A 21,260-nucleotide genomic window follows, 5' to 3' on the forward strand; every position below is an offset into this window, starting at 1 on the left:
GCCAGGTGTGGGTCAGGCCTGGTCCATGGCTTCGCGCAGGGACTTGGGGCGCATGTCGGTCCACACCTTGTCGACGTGGGCGGAGCACTCTTCTTTGGTGCCGGTGGTGCCCTCGGCGCGCCAGCCCGCGGGGATGTCGCGGTGGGCGGGCCACAGGGAGTACTGGTCCTCGTCGTTGACCAGGACCTGGTAGGCGATGTCGTCCCTCACTGTGCTTCCTCTCTCTTCCCTGGATACCGACGCAGCGTCGGGTTGACTGTCACGAGCAGGGTCACCGCCGCCATCCCCGCCGCGGCCACCAGCACCGCGGTGTCCGGGGACACGACTTCGACGAGCACCCCGCCCAAAGCGGGCCCCAGCGCCGCAGCGCCGCCGACGACGACGCTCATCACCCCGCTGAGCCGCCCGCGCAGGGCGTCCGGGGTGAGCAGGAGCTGGTGGGTGGTGATCGTGGTGTTCGCGGTCGGCGCGAACAGCGCCATCCCGGCGAACAGGGCGCCGAGCAGCAGGCCGCTGTCGATGAGCACGGCCAGCGGGGCGAGCAGGGTGAGCGCCCAGAACACCCCGGCGATGGACACGTACGGCGAGAGCACCCGGTGCAGGTACGGCGCCACCAACGACCCGGCGATCCCCCCGACCCCGAGCATGGCCGCCATGATCCCGATCTCGGCCGCCCCCACCCCCGCCCGCTCCGCCAACACGATGACGACGAGGTAGTACGCGCTGAAGAACAGGTTGAGCGCCAACGCGCACACGGCCGTGACCCGAACCTCGCGGTGCGCCCACACCCACCGCATACCAGCCAGGATCTCGCGCCCGAGGTGCGTCTCCTCCCGGGGAGCCGGTGGGCGGCGGGGGACGCGGATGAAGGAGATCGCGACGAGCGAGATGAAGTGGGTGATGAGGTCCAGCAGGAACGGCACCCACCTGCCCACCGCGAACAACACCCCACCCAGCGCGTTCCCCGCCATCTGCCCGATCGACGACCGAGCCGCGTTCATCGAAACGGCCGTCGCCAACTGCTCATCGGGCACCAGCGCGGGCAGGCTCGCATCCTCAGCGGGCTCAAACAACGCGCGGCAGACCCCAAGCACCACAGCCACCGCGACCATGTGCGGGATAGTAGCCACCCCAACCACAACAGCGCCCACCAACGACCCCAGCGCCACAATGTTGGCGGCCTCGCAGGCGAGCATCACCTTCCGCCGATCCCACCGGTCCACCAAAGCCCCAGCGGGCAGCCCCACCGCGAGCTGCGCAACAGCATCAGCCGCCAGCACCAGCCCAGACGCCGCCGCCGAGCCGGTCAGCGCCAGGACCAGCAGCGGGAAGGCGATCATCGAGGCACTGAACCCGACCTCGGCACACGCCTGCCCCACCCAGAGCAGCGTGTAGTTGCGATTGCGCGACAACGGCACCACCGCCGTGTCGACCTCGCGCTCAACGGTCACCGCACACCCCCGCAGACCAATCCAAGGAGCTGGCCGCCTGAGCCACCCACCCGACCCTTAACCCAGCCACCGCCCCCCGGAAGCAACGGTGCCACCCCAACCACCCGAGCCAACCCAGCTAGCCAGCCACCGCTCCCGGAAGCCGCGGTGCCAACCCAGCCCACCGAGCCGACCCAGCTAGCCAGCCACCGCCCCCGGAAGCAACGGTGCCACCCCAACCCCACCGAGCCAACCCCGCCAACCCGACCACCCGAGCCAACCCAGCTAGCCAGCCACCGCTCCCCGAAGCAACGGTGCCACCCCAGCCGCCCTACCCCGACGCCAAAAACAACCACTGGACACTCGGAAGTCGCTGGTGCCAACTGCTCGATGGGGTGGACCTGTTTTGCGTGGGGGGACGCCAGCCGTAGCGTTGTGCGCTGCAGGGCCATGCTTTTCGGCCCCAGCTTTGCGGTCCTGCCACGGGTGGCGTAGGGGCCCTGCGCAAAACAGGTCCACCGCATCGAGCTTTCGCCTTGTCGCGGATCCAGCGCAATGCCGAAGGCGAGCCGTCGATCCGACGGCGAAGCCGAAACCCGTGACCCGCGCACCAAGATCACCCGATTCACGAGCCCCCGAATGCACAGCCTACCGACGCCCACCGACAGAACCGGCGCAACGAAGGGAGCCTGTGGACGACCAGACCCGTTGTGGACAAGCCACTCGTCACCCACATGATCATCTACCCCAGCAGCCCCCGATTTCCATCCTACCGAGGCACCCCGACAATCCGACCGCACCGAACGCACCCCGTGGACAGCCAAAGCCGTTGTGGACAGCTCGCCGCTCATCGTGCGCAGTCCTGTGCGATCGCCAGCAGCGCCGACTCGAACTCCCGTGCCACCGCTTCCACCGTCCCCCGCTCAAACTGATCCGCAGCGAAGTACCACACGAACGTCATCCGCCCATCCGAGGTCTCGCCAACGATGTCGATCAAATGCCCCGTCCGATCAGCCGGATCATGATCAGCCCCGATCGCGCCCAACGTCTCCCCGAACAAGCTCTCCGACTCCGAAGCGGCTCGCGAATCGAACTGCCCCAGGTAGTTGAACGACACCGAAGGCGACACATCCGACGACAGTGAGCCCAGGTAGCGCAGCGCGCTGTACCCGAATCCGTTCCCCGGCAGTTTCCGCAACTGCTTGCGGACGTCCTTCACCACCGTCCGCCAGTTGCCCTCCGGCACGTCCAGCACCACCGGGAACATGGTCGTGAACCAACCAACGGTGCGCGAGAGGTCCACATCGGACAGAACATCCTCGCGTCCGTGTCCCTCGAGGTGCACTCCCACCCGCGAACGCCCGGTCCACCGACCCAATGACCTGGCCAGCGCGGCCAGCAGCACGTCGTTGATCCGGGTCCGATAGGCAGTCGGCGCCCCGCGCAGCAACGCGTCCGTCACCGAGGCGTCCAGTGACACCGACACCGCGTCAACCGCCGCTGTCCCAGCGGGACGGTCGACGGGGAGGGAGACGTCGCAGGATAGGGATTCCCAGTACGGGAGTTCGTCGTCGAGGCCGCCGGAGGCGACGAGGGCGGTGAGGCGGGAGGACCAGTCTTGGAACGAGGTGGTCTTGGCGCCCAGGTCGATCTCGCCGTGCAGGGCTTGGTGGTAGGCGGTGTCGAGGTCATCGAGGATGATTCGCCAGGAGACGCCATCGATTACCAGGTGGTGGGCTACTAGGAGGAGGCGGTGGCGGTCGGGGAAGGCGAGGAGAACAGCTCGGAGCAGCGGGCCGGTTTCGAGGGTGAAACCGGCGTGGATGGAGTCGGCGACCTTCTCCGCTTCGGCTTCGGAGGCCACCGGCACAACGTCCAAGATGGACTCGTTGGACACCTCCGCGTTCCACTGGCGCCAGCCTTCGGCGTCGTGGGCGTACCGCAGGCGAAGGGCGTCGTGGTGCGACATCAGGGCCGACAGGGCCGAGCGGAGGGCGTCGACGTCTGGGGCGGCGGTCAGTTCGACGTAGTGGGCCTGGTTGAAGTGTTGGTGCGCGGCGCGCGGCGACGAGAGGAACCAGCGCTGGATGGGCGTCAGTTCAACCGGGCCGGTCACCGGGGCACGATCGGTCACAATGTCTACAAAGGTCACCACGGGGGCCAGGTCGGCGATGGTCTGGTGGAGGAAGAGGTCCTTGGTGGCGACCTTCAAGCCCGCCTGACGGGCGCGAGCGGCGACCTGGATGCTCAGGATCGAGTCGCCGCCGAGGGCGAAGAAGTTGTCCGCCAAGCCCACGCGGTCCATGCCGAGGACGTCCGCCCAGACCTTGGCAAGGGCTTGCTCCACGGGGGTTGTCGGCTCGACGTAGGCGGTCGTGCTGGTGGCGAGATCGGGAGCGGGCAGCGCCTTGCGGTCGACCTTTCCGTTGGGGGAAACGGGGAGCGCGTCCATGAGAACGAAGGCCGTGGGGATCAGGTGGTCAGGCTGGGTCTCGGCCAGGAAGTCGCGCAACGCCGAGCTGTCTGGAAGGGACGGTCCAGCCGCGTAACCGACCAAGCGCTTGTGACCTGCCGGGTCGGTGTGCACGGCGGCGGCCGCGTCGAGCACCAGCGGGTGGGCGCGCAGAGCGGACTCGACCTCGCCGAGTTCGATGCGGAACCCGCGTACCTTCACCTGGTCATCAGCACGGCCGACAAACACCAACTCACCGTCGACCGTCCACCGAACCACATCACCAGTGCGGTACATCCGACCACCATCAAACGGATTCGCCACAAACCGCGACGCCGTCAACCCAGGCCGACCCAGGTACCCCCGAGCCAACCCCGCTCCTGCCACGTAAAGCTCGCCGGGCACGCCAACCGGAACCGGCCACAGGTCCGCGTCAAGAACGTACGCCCGCGTGTTCTCGATCGGGCGGCCGATCGGCGGGACCCCGCCCGGCACCAGCGGCGCACTCCAGGTGGCGACCACAGTGGACTCGGTCGGCCCGTAGGCGTTGATCATCGACCGGCCCGGCGCCCAGCGGGCCACCAGCTCCGCCGAGCACGCGTCGCCGCCGACGATCAGGGTGCGCAGGTCGGGCAGGTCGATGTCCGGGACGGTGGCCAGCGCGACCGGCGGGATCAGGGTATGCGAGATGCGCTGCTCGGCCAGGACGGCGCCGAGCTGCTCCCCCAGCAGCGGTCCTGGCGGCGGCACCACGATCGCCGCGCCCCCGCCGAGGGCCATGCCCAGTTCCAGCACCGACGCGTCGAAGCTGGGTGATGAAAAGGCCAGCACCCGGTCGTCGGGGCGCACGTCGAACCGGCGAACCTCTGCAGCGGCGAAGCTCGCCAGGCCGTAGTGGGTGACCACGACGCCCTTGGGCCGCCCGGTGGAGCCGGACGTGTAGATCACGTACGCCGGGTTGGTCAGCCCGGGTTCCACCAGCTCGCCCGAGTCGGACTCGGGCAGGTGGCCGTCGAGCACCAGAACCGGTGCGGCGTCCTCGAGCATGTAGGCGATGCGGTCGGCGGGGTAGTTGGGGTCGATCGGCAGGAACGCCGCCCCGGCCTTGGTGATCGCGAGTTCGGCGATGATCAGCTCCGGCGACCGTCCCAACCGGACGGCCACAACCTTCTCCGGCCCCGCACCCCCGGCCACGAGTGCCCGCGCGACCCGGTCGGTCCGCGCGTCGAGCTCACCCCAGCTGATCACCTTGTCACCGCTGATGATCGCGGGCGCGTCTGGCCGCAGGGATGCCTGACGGCGCACCAGCGCGGGCAACGTCCGGGGCTCGGTGAGGACGACGGTGTCGTTCCAGGTGACGAGCACCTGCTCCCGCTCGGCCTCGGTCAGCACCGGCAGCGTCCCCACCGGCGCACCGGGTCGAGCACCGGCCGCTTCGAGGAGCGTGTCCAGTCCGGCCACGAGCCTGCGGGCGGTCACCTCGTCGAACAGGTCGGTGTTGTAGTCCAGCGTGGCGTGCAGCCCGCCGTCCTCGGTCTCGTGGAACTCCACGGTGACGTCGTAGGCGGCGGTCACCACGGGGAAGCTGACGTCCGACGCCTCGACCCCCGGTAGGCCGGAGCCTCGGCCGACGGCGTTCTGCAGCACCACCATCGCCTGGAACAGCGGCGTGCGACTGGTGTCGCGCTCGGGCGCCACCGCGTCCACGACCCGCTCGAATGGCACATCCTGGTTGGCGAACGCGTCGAGCACGGTCGAGCGGACCCGGCCGACGAACCCGCTGAACGGTTCCGCCGAGTCCACAGTGGAGCGCAGGACCAGCGTGTTGACGAAGAAGCCGACCAGGTTGTGCAGGTCCGGGTGGTCGCGACCGGCGGTGACCGTGCCGACCGCGATGTCGTCCTGCCCGGTGAACCGGTGCAGCAGCGTCTGCGTGGCAGCGACCAGAACCATGAACAGCGTGGCGTCCTGCTCGCGCGCCACCTCGCGCAGCCGCTCGGCGACCGCGGCGGGCACGGTGAACGGCACCTGGGCGCCCGTAGTGGTGTGGACGGCGGGCCGCGGTCGGTCGGTCGGCAGTTCCAGCGCGGGAACGCCTGCCAGCGTTGACTTCCAGTGCGCCAACTGGGTGGCCAGCACCTCTGTGCGCCCCCGCTGCCAGGCGGCGAAGTCGCGGTAGCGCACCGGGAGTTCGGGCAGGTCGGCCTCGTCGCCGTCGACCTCGGCGCGGTAGAGCTCGGCGAGGTCGGCCATGAGCACGCCTGCCGACCAGCCGTCGGTGACGATGTGGTGCATGGTCAGCGCCAGCACGTGGTCCTCGGCGCCGACGCGGAACACCACCGGCCGTACCAGTGGACCGGCGGCCAGGTCGAACGGCTCGGTGGCGACCCGGTCCAGCGCGGCGACCAGCCCGTCCTCGGCGATGTCCACCACCGGCACGGCGATCTCGGTCGGCGGGTGCACGACCTGGGTGCCCTGCCCGTCGACACCGTGGAAGGTGGTCCGCAGGGACTCGTGCCTGGCGGTCAGCGCGGTCATCGCCGCACCCAGCGCGCCCAGGTCCAGCGCGCCGCGCAGGCGCACCGCGAGCGGCGTGACGTACTCGGTGCTGCCCGGGTCGAACTCCTGCAGGAACCACAAGCGCTGCTGCGCGAACGAAAGCGGCGACTCGGCGGCGTCGGCCAGCACTGGGATCGACTCGGCGGCAGGTGCGCCGCCGAGCGCACCGGCGAGCCCTTCCACGGTCGGGTTGTCGAACAGCACCCGCGGCGAGACGTCCGTCCCGAGCGCATCGCGCAGTCGCGCCACGACCCGGATGCTGAGGATCGAGTCGCCGCCCAGCGCGAAGAAGTTGTCCGTGGCACCAACCGCAGCGATCCCCAGCACGTCACCCCATGCGGCGGCCACGACGCGCTCAGCCTCGGTGCGCGGCGCCACGAACCCGACCGCCTCTGTCCACTCAGGAACAGGAAGTGCACTCCGGTCCAGTTTCCCGTTCGCGGTCAACGGAAGTGCGTCGAGCTCGACGAACGCAGCGGGAACCATGTGCTCGGGCAGCGCCGTCAGGAGCGCGTCGCGCAGGCCACTGGTCGACCCCACGACGTAGGCGACCAACCGCTTGACGCCGGGCTCATCCTCCCGGACCACAACAGCGACAGCGGACACCTCGTCCCGAGCCCCGATCACCGACTCGATCTCGCCGAGTTCGATACGGAAGCCACGCACCTTGACCTGGTCATCCGCCCGGCCTACGAACACCAACTCACCGTCAGCGGTCCACCGCACCACATCACCAGTGCGGTACATCCGACCACCATCAAACGGATTCGCCACAAACCTCGACGCCGTCAACCCAGGCCGGCCCAAATACCCACGAGCCAAACCAACACCCGCCACGTAGAGCTCGCCAGGGACACCGGGCGGCACCGGCAGCAGGTCTTCATCGAGCACGTACGCGCGGGTGTTCGGCAGCGGCCGCCCGATGGGCGGGGCACCGGCAGCAGGAGACAACGGCTCGGTCCACGTGGCGACCACGGTCACCTCGGTCGGCCCGTACGCGTTGATCAGCCCCGTGCGCGGCGCCCACCGCCGGACCAGGTCCGCTGACGTCGTGTCCCCACCGACGATCAGCGTCCGCAGGTGCGGCAGCTCGATCTCGGGCACGGTCGCCAGCGCGACCGGCGGGATCAGGGTGTGGGTGATCCGCAGGTCCCGCAGCGCGGCCCCCAGCGGCTCCCCCACCAGCGGACCGGCGGGCGGCACGACCAGCGTGGCCCCGGCGGGCAGAGCCATGCACAGCTCCAGCACCGAGGCGTCGAAGCTGGGCGAGGAGAACGCCAGCACCCGATCCCCAGCGCGCACGTCGAACCGCTCCACCTCGGCGGTGGCGAAGTTCGCCAGCCCCCGGTGGGTCACCACGACGCCCTTGGGCCGCCCGGTGGACCCGGACGTGTAGATCACGTACGCGGGCGAGTCGACCGCGATGTCCACCGCGGGCTCGGAGTCGGGGAAACCGGTCGCGTCGGGCAGCCGGTCGAGGGTGATCACCGGTTGGGCGTCGTCGAGCATGAACGCGATCCGCTCGGCCGGGTAGTTCGGGTCGACCGGCAGGTACGCGGCACCGGACTTGAGCACGGCCAGCTGCGCCACCACCAGGTCCACCGACCGGGGCAACCGCAGCGCGACGATCCGCTCCGGCCCGGCGCCCAGCGACACCAGCAGGTTCGCCACCCGGTTCGCTGCGGCGTCCAGCTCGGCGTACGTGAGCGCATGCCCGCCCTGTTCGACCGCGACCGCCTCAGGAGAGCCGCTCACGAGCCGAGAGAACACCGCGGGCTCGACCGCTGCGGCGGTGTCGTTCCACGACCGGACAACGAGATCCCGCTCGGCGGGCGTCAGCCACGGGAGCTCGGCCAGATCCTGTTCCGGCTGGTGGGTGAGCGCGTCGACCAAGGCGACGAGCCGGTCGACCAGCGTCTGGGCGGTGGTGTCGTCGAACAGCGCCGGGTCGTAGCCCAGTTCGAGCCGCAGCCGGTCGCCGTCGAGGTGCGCGGCGAGGCTGAGGGCGAGGGTGGTCGCCTCCGCCCCGTCCACGGTCTCCACGTCCGGCGCGCCTTCGGTCTCGGCGCCGTCGGGGAAGTTCTCGAACGCGACGACGCTGTCGAACAGCGAGCCGACCCCGCTCCAGGCCTGCGTCTGGGCCAGCGACACGTAGTCGAAGCGCCGTGACTCGGCCTGCGCGGTCTGGAGTCCCCGCAGCCACGCCAAAGCGCTGCCGCGGCCTTCGACGAGGACCCGGCTGGGCACGGTGTTGATGAACATGCCGACCATGTCCTCGACCCCGGGCAGGTCGGCGGGCCGACCGGACACGGTGGTGCCGAAGACGACGTCGCGTTCACCGCTGTAGCGGGCCAGCAGCAGCGCCCATGCGCCCTGGACGACAGTGTTGAGCGTCAGCCCGTGCCCGCCCACATCGCCGACCGGGAGGGCGGCGCGCACGTGGGAGCTGGACTGGGTGCGGTGGGCGTCGACCGGCGGCCGGTCGTAGGGCAGCGGTGTCGGTCCTTCGACGCCGTCGAGCACGGCCCGCCAGTGCCGCTCGGCGGCGGCCACGTCCTGCGAGGCCAGCCATGCGAGGTAGTCGCGGAAGGGCCTGCGCGCGGGCGGGGTGCTGCCCGCGTACCGGGCGAGGACGTCGGCGAACACCTGGGCGGTGCTCCACCCGTCGAGCAGCAGGTGGTGCGAGACCCACAGCAGGTCGACGACACCGGGTTCGACCTTGTCGATGATCACCCTGGTCAGCGGACCGGTGGCCAGGTCGATGCCGGTCTCGGCGGCGGTCCCGTACTCGACCGACACCTGCGACCGCTGGTGCACGACCTGCACGGGCTCCGAAACGCCCTGCCACACGACGCTGCTGCGCAGGACCGGGTTGTGCTCGGCGACCTCGTGCCAGGCCTGCCCGAGCCGCCGCACGTCCGCCACCCCGCGCAGCCGGACCTGGGTGCGGTTGACGTAGGCGTCGGCGTCGAGGAGACCGTGGAACAGCATCCCGGACTGCAGCGGGGTCAGCGGGTACACGTCGGCCACCGTCGATCCGTCGCCGACCAGCGTGTCCACTTCGGACTGGGTAAGCCGGGCGAGCGGGTAGTCCGACGGGGTACGACCGCCTGCGCCAGCTTGGGCGCAGTGGTCGACGATCTCGCTCAGCGCGGCCACCATCCTGTCGGCAACCGCGCGCACGGTCGTCTCGTCGTGCACCCCGGGCGCGTACTCCCAGTCCAGGGTCAGCACGCCGTCGGTGACCGCGGCGGTGACGTCGAGCAGGTGGCTGCGCGGCATCACCGGTCCGCCGCTCGCGGGCTCGGCGACCTGCTCCCGCAGGATCGAGCCGGACTCGTCCCCGGCGTCCCAGCGGCCCAGGTAGTTGAAGGCGATCTGCGGTTCGGGGGTGTGGTCGAGGCTGCCCTTGATGTAGCGCAGGGCCTCGTAGCCCAAGCCCTTGTGCGGGATCGCGCGCAGGGCTTCCTTGACGGACTTCAATGTCGAGGACCACTCCGCCGCGACGGGCAGCGCCACCGGGAACTGGCTGGTGAACCACCCGACCGTGCCGCCGGTGTCGAGACCCTCGATGATCTCCTCGCGGCCGTGGCCCTCCAGGGTGACCAGGGCGTGCTGGTGCCCGGTCCACTCGGTGACCGCGCGGGCCAGCGCGGCGAGCAGCACGTCGTTGATCTGCGTGCGGTAGGCGTCCGGCACCTGGTGGAGCAGCGCGTCGGTGGTCGCGGCGTCCAGTGAGACGCTGAGTCCGGCGGCGGCGTTGGCGTCGCCGGATCCGTCGACCGGGAGTGCGGGGGTCGCCGGGATCGCCTGCCAGTGCGGGAGATCGGCGTCGAACCCGCCGCCGAGGGTGAAGTCGGCGAGCCGGTGCGCCCAGTGTCCGAACGGGACGGTCGGGGACAGGAACTCGCCGCGGTAGGCGCGTTCCACGTCGGACAGCACGACCCGCCACGACACGGCGTCGATCACCAGGTGGTGCACCCGCAGGTGCAGGTGCCCGTCAGCGATGACCGCGCGGACCATGTGCCCAGCGTCGATCTTGATCTCGTCGGCGACGCCGGTGTCGGTGGCTTCCTGGGTCCAACCCGTGGCGGTCTCGACGAACCGGGTGCTCAGGGCGGCGTGGTGGCGCACGACCCGGTCGACCGCGGCCAGCAACGTGGAGTGGTCGACATCAGGCGCCAGCGCGAACGACATGGCCATCGTGAAGTGGTTGCGCTGCTCGGGCGTGTGGGTGGCGAAGAACCAGTGCTGGATGGGGGTCAGCGGCGCGGGCCCGGTGATCACCGGTTCCTCGGCGGCCGCGGTGGGGGCGGTGGCGACGGTGGCCAACTCGGCGACGGTCTGGCGGACGAACACGTCCTTGGAGGTGATCGCCAGCCCGGCCGCCCTGGCCCGGGACACGACCTGCATGCTCAGGATCGAGTCGCCGCCGAGGGCGAAGAAGTTGTCCGTCGCCCCCACCTCGGGCAGGCCGAGGACCTCGGCCCAGATCCCGGCGAGCGCGGTCTCGGTGCCCGGCCGCGGCGGCACGTGGTCGCTCGGGGCCGCGGTCGGCTCGGGCAGGGCCCGGTGGTCGAGCTTGCCGTTGTGGGTGACCGGGAGCCGGTCGAGCCGCACGAACGCCGACGGCACCATGTAGTCCGGCAGCGACTGCCGCAGGAAGGCCGCGAAGTCGGCGTCCTCGCCGACGACGTAGCCGACCAGCCGCAGGTGACCGCCGTGCGGGCGGGCGACGACGGCCGCGTCCCGCACGCCGTCGTGGCGCAGCAGGGCGGCGGTGACCTCGCCCGGTTCGACCCGGTGGCCGCGGATCTTGACCTGGTCGTCGGCGCGGCCGAGGTACTCCAGCGTGCCGTCGGCGAGCCAGCGCGCCCGGTCGCCCGTGCGGTACATGCGGGTGCCCGCCGCGCCGAAGGGGTCGGCGGTGAACCGGTCGGCGGTCAGGCCGGGGCGCCCGAGGTAGCCGCGGCTGACCTGCGGGCCCGCCAGGAACAGCTCCCCCGGCACGCCGATCGGCTGCTCGCGCAGGTCCTCGTCGAGGACGTGGGCGCGGGTGGTGGACAGGGGGCGGCCGATGGTGGCGCGGTCGCCGGTGATCGTGGCCCAGGTCGCGTCCACGGTGACCTCGGTCGGGCCATAGAGGTTGACCGCGAGCAGGTCGGCGGCCGCCAGGTCCCGCCACAGCGCCGGGTCGATGGCCTCGCCGCCGAGGGTGAGCGCGCGCAGACCGGCGTCGAGCAGGCCGGACTCGACCAGGCGGCGGGCGTGCGCGGGGGTCACGTCCAGCACGTCGAGGTGCGCCGAGGCGTAGTCGACCAGGGCGTGCGGGTCGAGCCGGGTGTCGTCGTCGAGCACGTGCAGGGTGTGGCCCGCGGCGAGGAACAGCAGGCCCTCGACGGCGGTGTCGAAGGAGAACACCGAGGTCTGGCCGTAGTTGAGGCCGGGGCCCAGTGGGGCGATCAGCTCGGTGTGCTGGTGGGCGGCGAGCGCGGCGAGGTTGCCGCGGTCGACGACGACGCCCTTGGGGGTGCCGGTCGAGCCGGAGGTGTGGATGACGTAGGCCGCCGAGCGGGGGTGCGGGTCGACGCCGAGGTCGGAGTCGTCCCGGCCGCGCAGGTCCGGCCAGGTGTCGAGCACGACCGTCGGTGCGGCGTCGTCGAGCAGGAAGTCGATCCGCTCGCGCGGCAGGGTGGTGTCGACCGGCAGGTAGGCGGCGCCGGACTTGAGCACGGCCAGGATCGCGACGACCACGTCCGCCGATCGGGGCAGGGCCAGCGCGACCACCCGCTCCGGGCCCGCCCCCTGCTCGACCAGGTACCGGGCCAACTGATTCGCGGTGGCCTCGACCTGGGCGAACGTGCGCCGGTCCGACCCGAAGACGACGGCGGTCGCGTCCGGGGTGCTCGCGGCGCGGTCGGCCACCAGGCCGGTGATCGGCTGGAAGCCCGCCGAGCGGGTGCCCTGCCAGGACTCGATCCGGCGGCGCTCGGCCGGGTGCCGCGGGTCGATGTCGCCCGCAACCTGGGTCGGGTCCGCCGCGACGGTGGTGAGCAGGGCGGACAGGTGCTCGACGAGCCGTTCGACGGTCGTCTGGTCGAACAGGTCGGGGTTGTACTCAACCGCGCCGCGCAGGCCGCCGGTCGACTCCTGGAACTCCAGGGTGAGGTCGTTGGTCGAGGTGGTGACCGGGATGTCGACCTCGGTGACGGTCAACCCCGGGATGACCGGGACCTCGTCGGGGGTGTTCTGCAGCAGCACCATGACGTCGAACAGCGGGCTCCGGCTGGTGTCGCGCTGGGGTGCGACGGCGTCGACGACCCGCTCGAAGGGGACGTCCTGGTGGGCGAAGGCTTCCAGCGCGGTGGCCCGCGCCCCGGCCACCAGGTCGGTGAAGGGCGACCGGAGGTCCACTGTGGAGCGCAGGACGACGGTGTTGACGAAGAACCCGACGACCCGCTCGACCTCGGACCGCTCACGGCCGGAGGCCACGGTCCCCAGGGCGATGTCGGACTGGCCGCTGTAGCGGGCGAACAGGACCTGGCAGGCGGCGAGCAGCGTGGTGAACAGGGTGCCGTCAGCGCGGCGACCCACCTCGCGCAGTGCGTCGAGGGTGGCTGCGGGCAGGGTGAACTCGTGCTTGGCACCGGAGGTGGTCCGCACGGCGGGCCGGGGCCGGTCGGTCGGCAGGTCCAGCGGTTCGACCCCGGCGAGCGCGGCCTTCCAGAAGTCGAGGTCGACGGCCTGGTCGCGCTGCCACAGGGTGAAGTCGGTGTAGCGGACGGGCAGCTCGGGCAGGTCCGCATCCACTCCGGACAGTTCCGCGCGGTAGAGGGCGGCGAGGTCCTCGGTGAGGACGGCGGTGGACCAGCCGTCGGTGATGATGTGGTGCAGGGTCAGCACGAGGACGTGCGAGGTGGCCGACTCGCGCACCAACGTGGTGCGCAGCAGCGGGCCTCGGCGCAGGTCGAAGGGCTGCGCGCTCTCCGACGCGACGACCTGCTCCGCGTCGCCATCAACGACGATGAGCTCGGCGGCGTAAGGCTCACGCACGATCTGCACGGCCTCGCCGTCGACCTCGTCGAAGGTGGTGCGCAGCGAGTCGTGCCTGGCGATGAGCGCGGTCAGAGCGGAGGTGAGCGCTGCGGTGTCGAGCGGGCCGGTCAACCGCAGCGCGGTCGGGCTGACGTACTCGGTGTCGCCGGGTTCGAACTGGTCGAGGAACCACAACCTGCGCTGCGCAAACGATTGCGGGACAGGTCCACTGTGGTCGACCACGGGAATCGCGTCGGTCCGCTCCCCCGGCACCGCGCGCGCCAGGGCCGCGACGGTCGGGTGGTCGAACACGACGCGCGGGGAGATCTGGGTGCCGAACGCCGTGCGCAGCCGCGACACGACCTGGATGCTGAGGATCGAGTCGCCGCCGAGGGCGAAGAAGTTGTCCTGCGCGCCGACCTTCGGCACACCGAGCACCTCTGCCCACGCTGCGGCCACAACCCGCTCCGCCTCGGTGCGCGGCTCAACGTGCGCGGCCGAGGCCGCGAACTCGGGGGTGGGCAGGGCGCGGCGGTCGAGCTTGCCGCTGGAGTTCACCGGGAGCACCGGCAGCACCATGACCGCGGCCGGGACCATGTAGTCCGGCAGTTCGCGCGCCAACTCGGCACGCAGGTCGCCGACCGGCTCACCCACCACGTAGGCGACGAGGCGCGTGCCGGTGGCGTCGGTGAACGGGACCACGGCGGCATCGCTGACGCCCGCCTGTTCCCGCAGCACGGCGGCGATCTCGCCGGGTTCGATGCGGAAGCCGCGGATCTTGACCTGGTCGTCGGCGCGGCCGAGGTAGTCCAGCATGCCGTTCTCGGTCCACCGGACGCGGTCGCCGGTTCGGTAGAGGCGGGTCCCGGCCGGGCCGTACGGGTCGGCGATGAACCGGGCGGCGGTCAGGCCCGCGCGGTCGAGGTAGCCGCGGGCCACCTGGACACCCGCGAGGTAGAGCTCGCCGGGGACGCCGGGCGGCAGCGGATCGAGGTTCTCGTCGAGCACGTACGCCTGGGTGTTGCGCAGCGGCCGACCGATGAGCGGGCGTTCGGCGTCACCGGAGAAGCAGACCGTCGCGTCCACTGTGGTCTCGGTGGGGCCGTAGTAGTTGACCACTCGCAGACCCTTGGCCTGCGCGTCCCGCCACAGCTTCTCCGGCAGGGCCTCACCGCCCAGCATCAGGACCTTCAGGCCGCTGTCGAGCAGTCCGGCGGCGGCGAGGTGCGCGGCGTGCGTGGGGGTGAGGTCGACGTACTCGATGCCGTTGCGGGAGACGTAGTCGACGAACGCGGCGGGGTCGATCCGCAGGTCCTCGCTGATGACGTGGACCTCGTGGCCGTCGACGAGGAAAAGCAGGCCCTCCAACGACGTGTCGAAGGAGAAGGTCGCGGTCAACGCGAACCGGGTGCGGTCGACGCCGGTGATGTCGACGCGGTGGTCCTGGTGCAGCGCGGACAGGTTGCCCTGGCTGATGACCACGCCCTTGGGGCGGCCGGTGGACCCGGAGGTGTAGATGACGTACGCGGCCTGGTCGGCGTAGATCCGCCTGCCGGGGCTGGTGTCCGGGAACCCGGCGGTGTCGGTGGTGCCGTCGAGGACCAGGACCGGCTTGGCGTCGTCGAGCAAGTAGGCGATGCGCTCGGCGGGCAGGGTCGGGTCGACCGGCAGGAAGGCCGCGCCCGCCTTGCCGACGGCGAGGATCGCGATCACGGTGTCGGCTGAACGGGGCATCGTCAGCGCGACCACGCTCTCCCGATCCGCGCCGTCGGCGATCAGCTTGTGCGCCAAGCGGTTCGCGGCGGCCTCGACCTCGGCGAAGGTCAGCGCGCGGTCGCCGAACACCAGTGCGGTCGCGTCCGGGGTGCGTGCGGCCTGCCGCTCGAACACCTCGGTCAGCGGTTCGAAGGGCAGCGGGTGGTCGGTGTCGTTGAACCCGGTGAGCACCCGGGCTCGGTCCTCTGTGGACACCCAGGGCAGGGCGCCGATGGGCCGGTCCTGGTCCTCGACCAGCTCGGTCACCAGCGTGTGCAGCCACCCCGCGACCCGCTCGGCGGTGGCCCGGTCCAGCAGGGCCGGGTCGTAGCCGAGGTCGAGGTGGACCCGGTCGTCGACGTGCGCCGAGAGGGTCAGCGGCAGGTTGGTCGTGTCGATCGCGGTGACCTCGGCGACCCGCAAGCCGCCCTCGCGGGAGGCGTCTTCGAAGGGGTAATTCTCGAACACCACGACGCTGTCGAACAACGCCGCCCCCGGGGCGACCGCGCTGTGCGACTGGATGCGCGGCAGAGCCAGGTAGTCGAAGCCGCGAGATTCACTCTGCCCGGCCTGGATCTCCCGCAACCACGCGCCCGCGGGCTGGTCGGGGTCGGCCAGCACCCGGGTCGGGACGGTGTTGATGAACATGCCGACCATCGACTCGACCCCGGCGAGCTCCGGCGGTCGGCCGGACACCGTGGTGCCGAACACGACGTCGGTGGTGCCCGCCCAGCGGGCCAGCAACAGCGCCCAGGCGCCCTGCACGACGGTATTGACGGTGAGCCCGGCGCGCTGCGCGGCTTGGCGGAGGCGCTCGGTCTCGGTGTGGTCGAGGTCGGCTCGCACCGACGCGCTCGACTCGGTGCGGTGCGCCTGCGCGGGCGCGTGGTCCCACGGCACGGCGACCGGGTCGGCGAACCCGCCGAGCACACCGGCCCAGTGCGCGTCGGCGGCCGAACCGTCCTGTTCGGACAGCCAGCGCAGGTAGTCGCGGAACGGCCTGCGCGCGGGCGCCGACGGCGTCCGGCGCTCGACCAGGTCGGTGTAGCGCTCGACGACCTCGCCGAAGACCTGCGCGGTGCTCCACCCGTCCAGCAGCACGTGGTGCGACGACCACACCAGCACGACGCGGTCGTCGGTGACCCGCAGCACGGCGACGCGCAGCAGCGGCGCTGTGTCGAGGGTGAACGCCCGGGCGCGGTCCTCGGCGAGCAGGTGGCCCATGGCCTTGTCGCGGTCGCGGTCGGACAGGTCGCGCCAGTCGCGGATGTCGGCGTCGAGCCGCACCGAGCGGCGCACGACCTGCACCGGTTCGGAGACGTCCTCCCACACCACGGCGGTGCGCAGCACCGGGGTGCGGTCGACGACGGCTTGGAACGCGGCCACCAGCGCGTTCGGGTCGCTCACCCCGTCGAGGACGAGGCGGACCTGGTCGACGTAGGCACCGCCGTCGGGGTCGACCAGGCTGTGGAAGACCATGCCGGATTGCAGCGGCGTCAACGGGTAGACGTCCTCCACCGAATCGTCGAAGGCCGCCCCGTCGCCGCCGCCCACCAGTCGGTCCACTTGGGACTGGGTGAGCCGCGCGAGCGGGAAGTCCGACGGCGTGCGGCCGCCGGAGCCTGCCGCGGTGCAGTGCTTGGCGATCTCGCGCAGCGCGGCCAGCATCGCGTCGGCGAGCCTGCGCACGGTCGCTTCGTGGTGCAGCGCGGTCGAGTACTCCCAGGTGAGCACGAGCTCGTCGGACTCGACCAGACCGATGACCTCGAGGACGAAGTCGCGCTCGGCGCTCGGGTCCACCTCGGGCCCGGCCTCGTGGCGGCCGCTGAGCAGACCGGCGGCGTCATCGGTGTCGAAGCGGCCGTGGTAGTTGAACCCGATCTGCGGCAGCGGCCGACCGGCCAGCGGGCTGTCCTGGCCCAGGTAGCGCAGCGCCTCGTAGCTCAAGCCGTTGTGCGGGACCGCGCGCAGCCGCTCCTTGACCGACTTGAGCACCTCGCCCCAGTCGCCGCCGGGCACGTCGAGCACGACCGGGAACTGGGTGGTGAACCAGCCGACGGTGCGGGTGAGGTCGGCGCCGTCGACGACGTCCTCGCGGCCGTGGCCCTCCAGGGTGATGGCGGCGGTGTCGGTCCCCGTCCACCGGGCCAAGACCCGGCCGAGGGCGCTGAGCAGGACGTCGTTGACCCGGGTGCGGTAGCGGTCGGGGACCGCCCGCAGCACCGCGTCGGTCGTGGCGGGATCGAGCCGCACGGTGATCGACGCGGTGCTCCCCGCGGTGTTGCTCCCGGTCCGGTCGACCGGCAGCGGCGCGGGGTCGGGCACCGAGGTCCAGTGCTCGAGGGCGGGGTCGAGGTCGCCACCGGCGACGAGGTCACCGAGCCGGTGGGCCCAGTCGGCGTAGGTGGTGCCGACGGGGGGCAGGTCGACGGGGCGCTGGCCGCGCAGCCGGGTGTAGGCGGTGACCAGGTCGTCGAGCAGGATGCGCCAGGAGACGCCGTCCATCACCAGGTGGTGGACGGTGAGGAAGAGCCTGCCGTCGTCGAGCAGCAGCGCTCGCAGCAGCGGGCCGTCGGCCAGGTCGATCTCGGCGCGCGCGGCTTCGATGCCGCCGCCGCGGGCGAGGGTTACCGCGACGTCGGCCGGTTCCTGCCGCCACTGGCCCTCGACCTGGCGGAACCGGGTACGCAGCGCGGCGTGGTGGTCGACGACAGCCCGCAGAGCGCCTTCCAGCGCACCCAGGTCGACGTTCTCGGCGAGGTCGAACAGCACGGACATCGTGAAGTGCGCGCGCGGGCCGTGGGCGGCGAAGAACCAGCGCTGGATCGGGGTCAGCGGGGCGGGACCTTCTGGCACGGCCCGCTCGGTCGGCGCGGTCTCGGCGGTGACGACAAGTGCGAGCTCGGCGATCGTCTGGTTGACGAACACGTCGCGGGAGGTCAGCCGCAGCCCGGCTTGGCGGGCGCGGGAGACGATCTGGATGCTGAGGATCGAGTCGCCGCCGAGGGCGAAGAAGTTGTCGGTGACCCCGACCCGGTCGGCGCCCAGGGCGTCGGCCCACAGCTGGGCCAGCAGCCGCTCGGTCTCGGTGCGCGGGGCGACGAACTCGGCTTCGGCGGCCGCGCTGAACTCGGGCGCGGGCAGGGCCTTCTTGTCGAGCTTGCCGTTGCGGGTCATGGGGAGCCGGTCGAGCTGGACGAACGCGGCGGGCACCATGTAGTCGGGCAGGGTCGCCTTCAACCCGGCGCGCAGGTCCGCGGCGTCGACCGCGTCCGCCACGAGGTAGGCGACGAGCCGCTTGTGGCCGCCGTCCTCCCTGGCGACGACGGCCGCTTCCCGGATCCCGGGGCGCCCCAGCAGCGCGGCCTCGATCTCGCCCGGCTCGATCCGGAAACCGCGGATCTTGACCTGGTCGTCGGTGCGACCCAGGTAGTCGACGGTGCCTTCGGCGGTCCAGCAGGCCAGGTCGCCGGTGCGGTACATGCGGGACCCGGGCGGGCCGAACGGGTCGGGGAGGAACCGGTCGGCGGTCAGGCCGGGGCGGTGCAGGTAGCCGCGCGCGAGCTGCGCACCGGCGATGAACAGCTCCCCGGGGACGCCGACGGGCAGCGGGCGCAGGTCGGTGTCGAGGATGTAGGCCTTGAGGTTGCGCAGCGGGCGGCCGATGGTCGGCCGATCCCCTTCGACCACAGTGGACAGTGCGTCGATGGTGGTCTCGGTGGGGCCGTAGAAGTTGTGCACGGTGGTGTCGGGCAACGCGCCCAGCTCGCGCCACAGGTCGTCGCCGAGCGCCTCGCCGCCGAGCATCAGCACGGCTGGCCGGTGGTCGGGGTGCGCCAGCAGACCGGCGGGCAGGAGTTTGCGCAGGTACGACGGGGTGAGGTCGAGGAAGTCGATCCGGTTGGCGACCACGTAGTCGACCAGCGCGTCCGGGTCGAGGCGCACGTCGTCGCCGAGCAGGTGCAGCTCGTGGCCGCCCGCCATGAGGACGGGCCCTTCGAGCGAGGTGTCGAAGGAGAACACCGCCGACAGGGCGACCCGCATCCGATCACCGCCCGCGAAGTCGGCGAGGTGGCTGCGCAGGAGGTTCACCAGCGCGCGGTGCTCGACGGCGACGCCCTTGGGCTTGCCGGTGGAGCCCGAGGTGTAGATGACGTACGCGGTGTTGTCCGGGCGCAGCCCCACCTCGGGGTTGGTGTCCGGGCCGGTGAGCGGCAGATCCCCGTCCAGGACCAGGACGGCGCCGGAGTCCTCGACCAGGGTCGCGCGGCGCTCGGCGGGCAACGCCGGGTCAACCGGAAGGTAGACCGCTCCAGCCTTGAACACCGCGAGCTGCGCGACCACGGCCTCGACCGAGCGCGGCAGCGAAACGGCCACCACCTGCTCGCGTTGGACACCCTGGCCGATCAGGTGGTGCGCGACCCGGTTGGCCCTGGCGTTGAGGTCGGCGTAGGTCAGCGACTCGCCCGCGAACACCAGCGCGGTCGCGTCGGGGGTGCGCCGGGTCTGCTCCTCGAACACGGCCGGGAAGGTGGCCGCCTCCACGGGCAGACCTGTGGCGTTCCACCCCTCGGTGACGGCGCGCAGTTCGGCACCGGTCAGCCACGGCAGCTCGGCCATCGGGCGGTCGGGGGTGGCGGCGACCGACTCGAGCAGGGTCAGCAGGTGCCCGGCGAAGCGGTCGATGGTCCCGGCGTCGAACAGGTCGGTGCTGTACTCCAGCACGCAAGCCAGCTCGCCGGTGTCGCCGCGCTCGCTGAACTCCACGCTGAGGTCGAAGTTGGCGGCCCAGCGGCGCAGGTCCACCTCCTCGACGGCGAGACCGGGGAACTCCGGCAGGCCCTTGGCGGCGTTCTGCAGCATCACCAGGACGTCGAACAGCGGGTTGCGACTCGGGTCGCGCGGCGCGCCGACGACCTCGACCAGCCGGTCGAAGGGCACCTCGTCGTGGCTGAACGCGTCGAGGGCGGTGCCGTTGACCGCGCGCAGGAACTCGGTGAAGGAGGTCCGCTGGTCCACAGTGGAGCGAAGTACGACCGTGTTGACGAAGAACCCGATGACCCGGCTCAGTTCGGCCCGGCCCCGACCCGCGGTGACCGTGCCGAGCGCGACGTCGTCGACACCGCTGTAGCGCGCGACCAGCAGCTTGCAGGCGGCCATCAGGGTGGTGAACAGCGTGGTGTCGTTGGCGCGCGCCAAAGTGGCGAGCCGGGCGGTGAGCGCGGCGGGCACGGTGATGTGGCGCGCCGCGCCCGCCGGGGTCCGAACCGGCGGGCGCGGGCGGTCGGTGGGCAGGTCCAGCGGCTCGGTCCCGGCCAGGGCGGTCCGCCAGTAGGCGAGGTGCTTGTCCATCGACGGGCCGGTGAGCCGGTTCTGCTGCCAGACGGCGATGTCGGCGTAGTGCAGGGTCGGCGCGGGCAGGTCGCGACCGGCGTAGAGCTCGGCCAGTTCCTCGGCGAGCACACCGAGCGACCAGCCGTCGACGGCGATGTGGTGCACGGTCAGCAGCAAGACGTGCTCGCGGTCGCCCAGCCGCAACAGCAGCGCGCGCAGCAGCGGCCCCTGGCGCAGGTCGAACGCCTGGGAGAACTCGGACTGAAGGGTGTCGGCAAGCGTGTCCGGCGCGCAATCGACGACCGGGACGGAGACGTCGACGTGATCGTGGACGTGCTGGACCGGGCGGCCGTCGACCTCGCTGAACGTGCTGCGCAGCGACTCGTGCCTGGCGACGAGCGCCTGGACGCCCGCGATCAGCGCCGGGGCGTCGAGCTCACCGGTGAAGCGCAGCGCGGTACCGGAGTTGTAGTCGTTGCCGCCGGGGTTGAACTCGCTGAGGAACCACAGGCGTTGCTGCGCCGAGGACAGCGGCAAGGCGCCGTCGCGGGGAGCGGCCGGGATCGCCTCGGCCTTGGCGGGCGCGCCCGCCTTGCCCGCGAGCCGCTTCTCCAACTGGGCGCGCAGGTGGGCGGGGAGGGCGTCGAGGCGGCTTCTGCGGGAGTCTGAGGTGGTCATGTCGTTCTCCTCGGGGC

3 protein-coding genes are annotated in these 21,260 nt (G+C 71.6%); all 3 read right to left on the reverse strand.

Features of this window, described 5'->3' with window-relative positions; all coding sequences use genetic code 11:
- Positions 1-12 precede the first annotated feature (12 nt).
- Positions 13-210 carry an MbtH family protein gene (locus JOD54_RS31695; protein WP_204455603.1) on the reverse strand — a complete coding sequence of 66 codons (198 nt, stop codon included), beginning with the start codon at positions 208-210 and terminating at the stop codon, positions 13-15.
- Positions 207-1,451: an MFS transporter gene (locus JOD54_RS31700; RefSeq protein ID WP_307860440.1), complete on the reverse strand. Its 1,245-nt coding sequence runs from the start codon at positions 1,449-1,451 to the stop codon at positions 207-209. Before JOD54_RS31700 ends, JOD54_RS31695 begins: the two co-directional genes overlap by 4 nt.
- A gap of 826 nt (positions 1,452-2,277) precedes the next feature.
- Entirely contained in the window at positions 2,278-21,243 is an 18,966-nt protein-coding gene (locus JOD54_RS31705; RefSeq protein WP_204455604.1) for a non-ribosomal peptide synthase/polyketide synthase, read from the reverse strand.
- Between the last annotated feature and the right edge of the window lie 17 nt (positions 21,244-21,260).

Origin of the sequence: Actinokineospora baliensis, from assembly GCF_016907695.1 — a bacterium.
GTDB classification, from domain to species: Bacteria; Actinomycetota; Actinomycetes; order Mycobacteriales; family Pseudonocardiaceae; genus Actinokineospora; species Actinokineospora baliensis.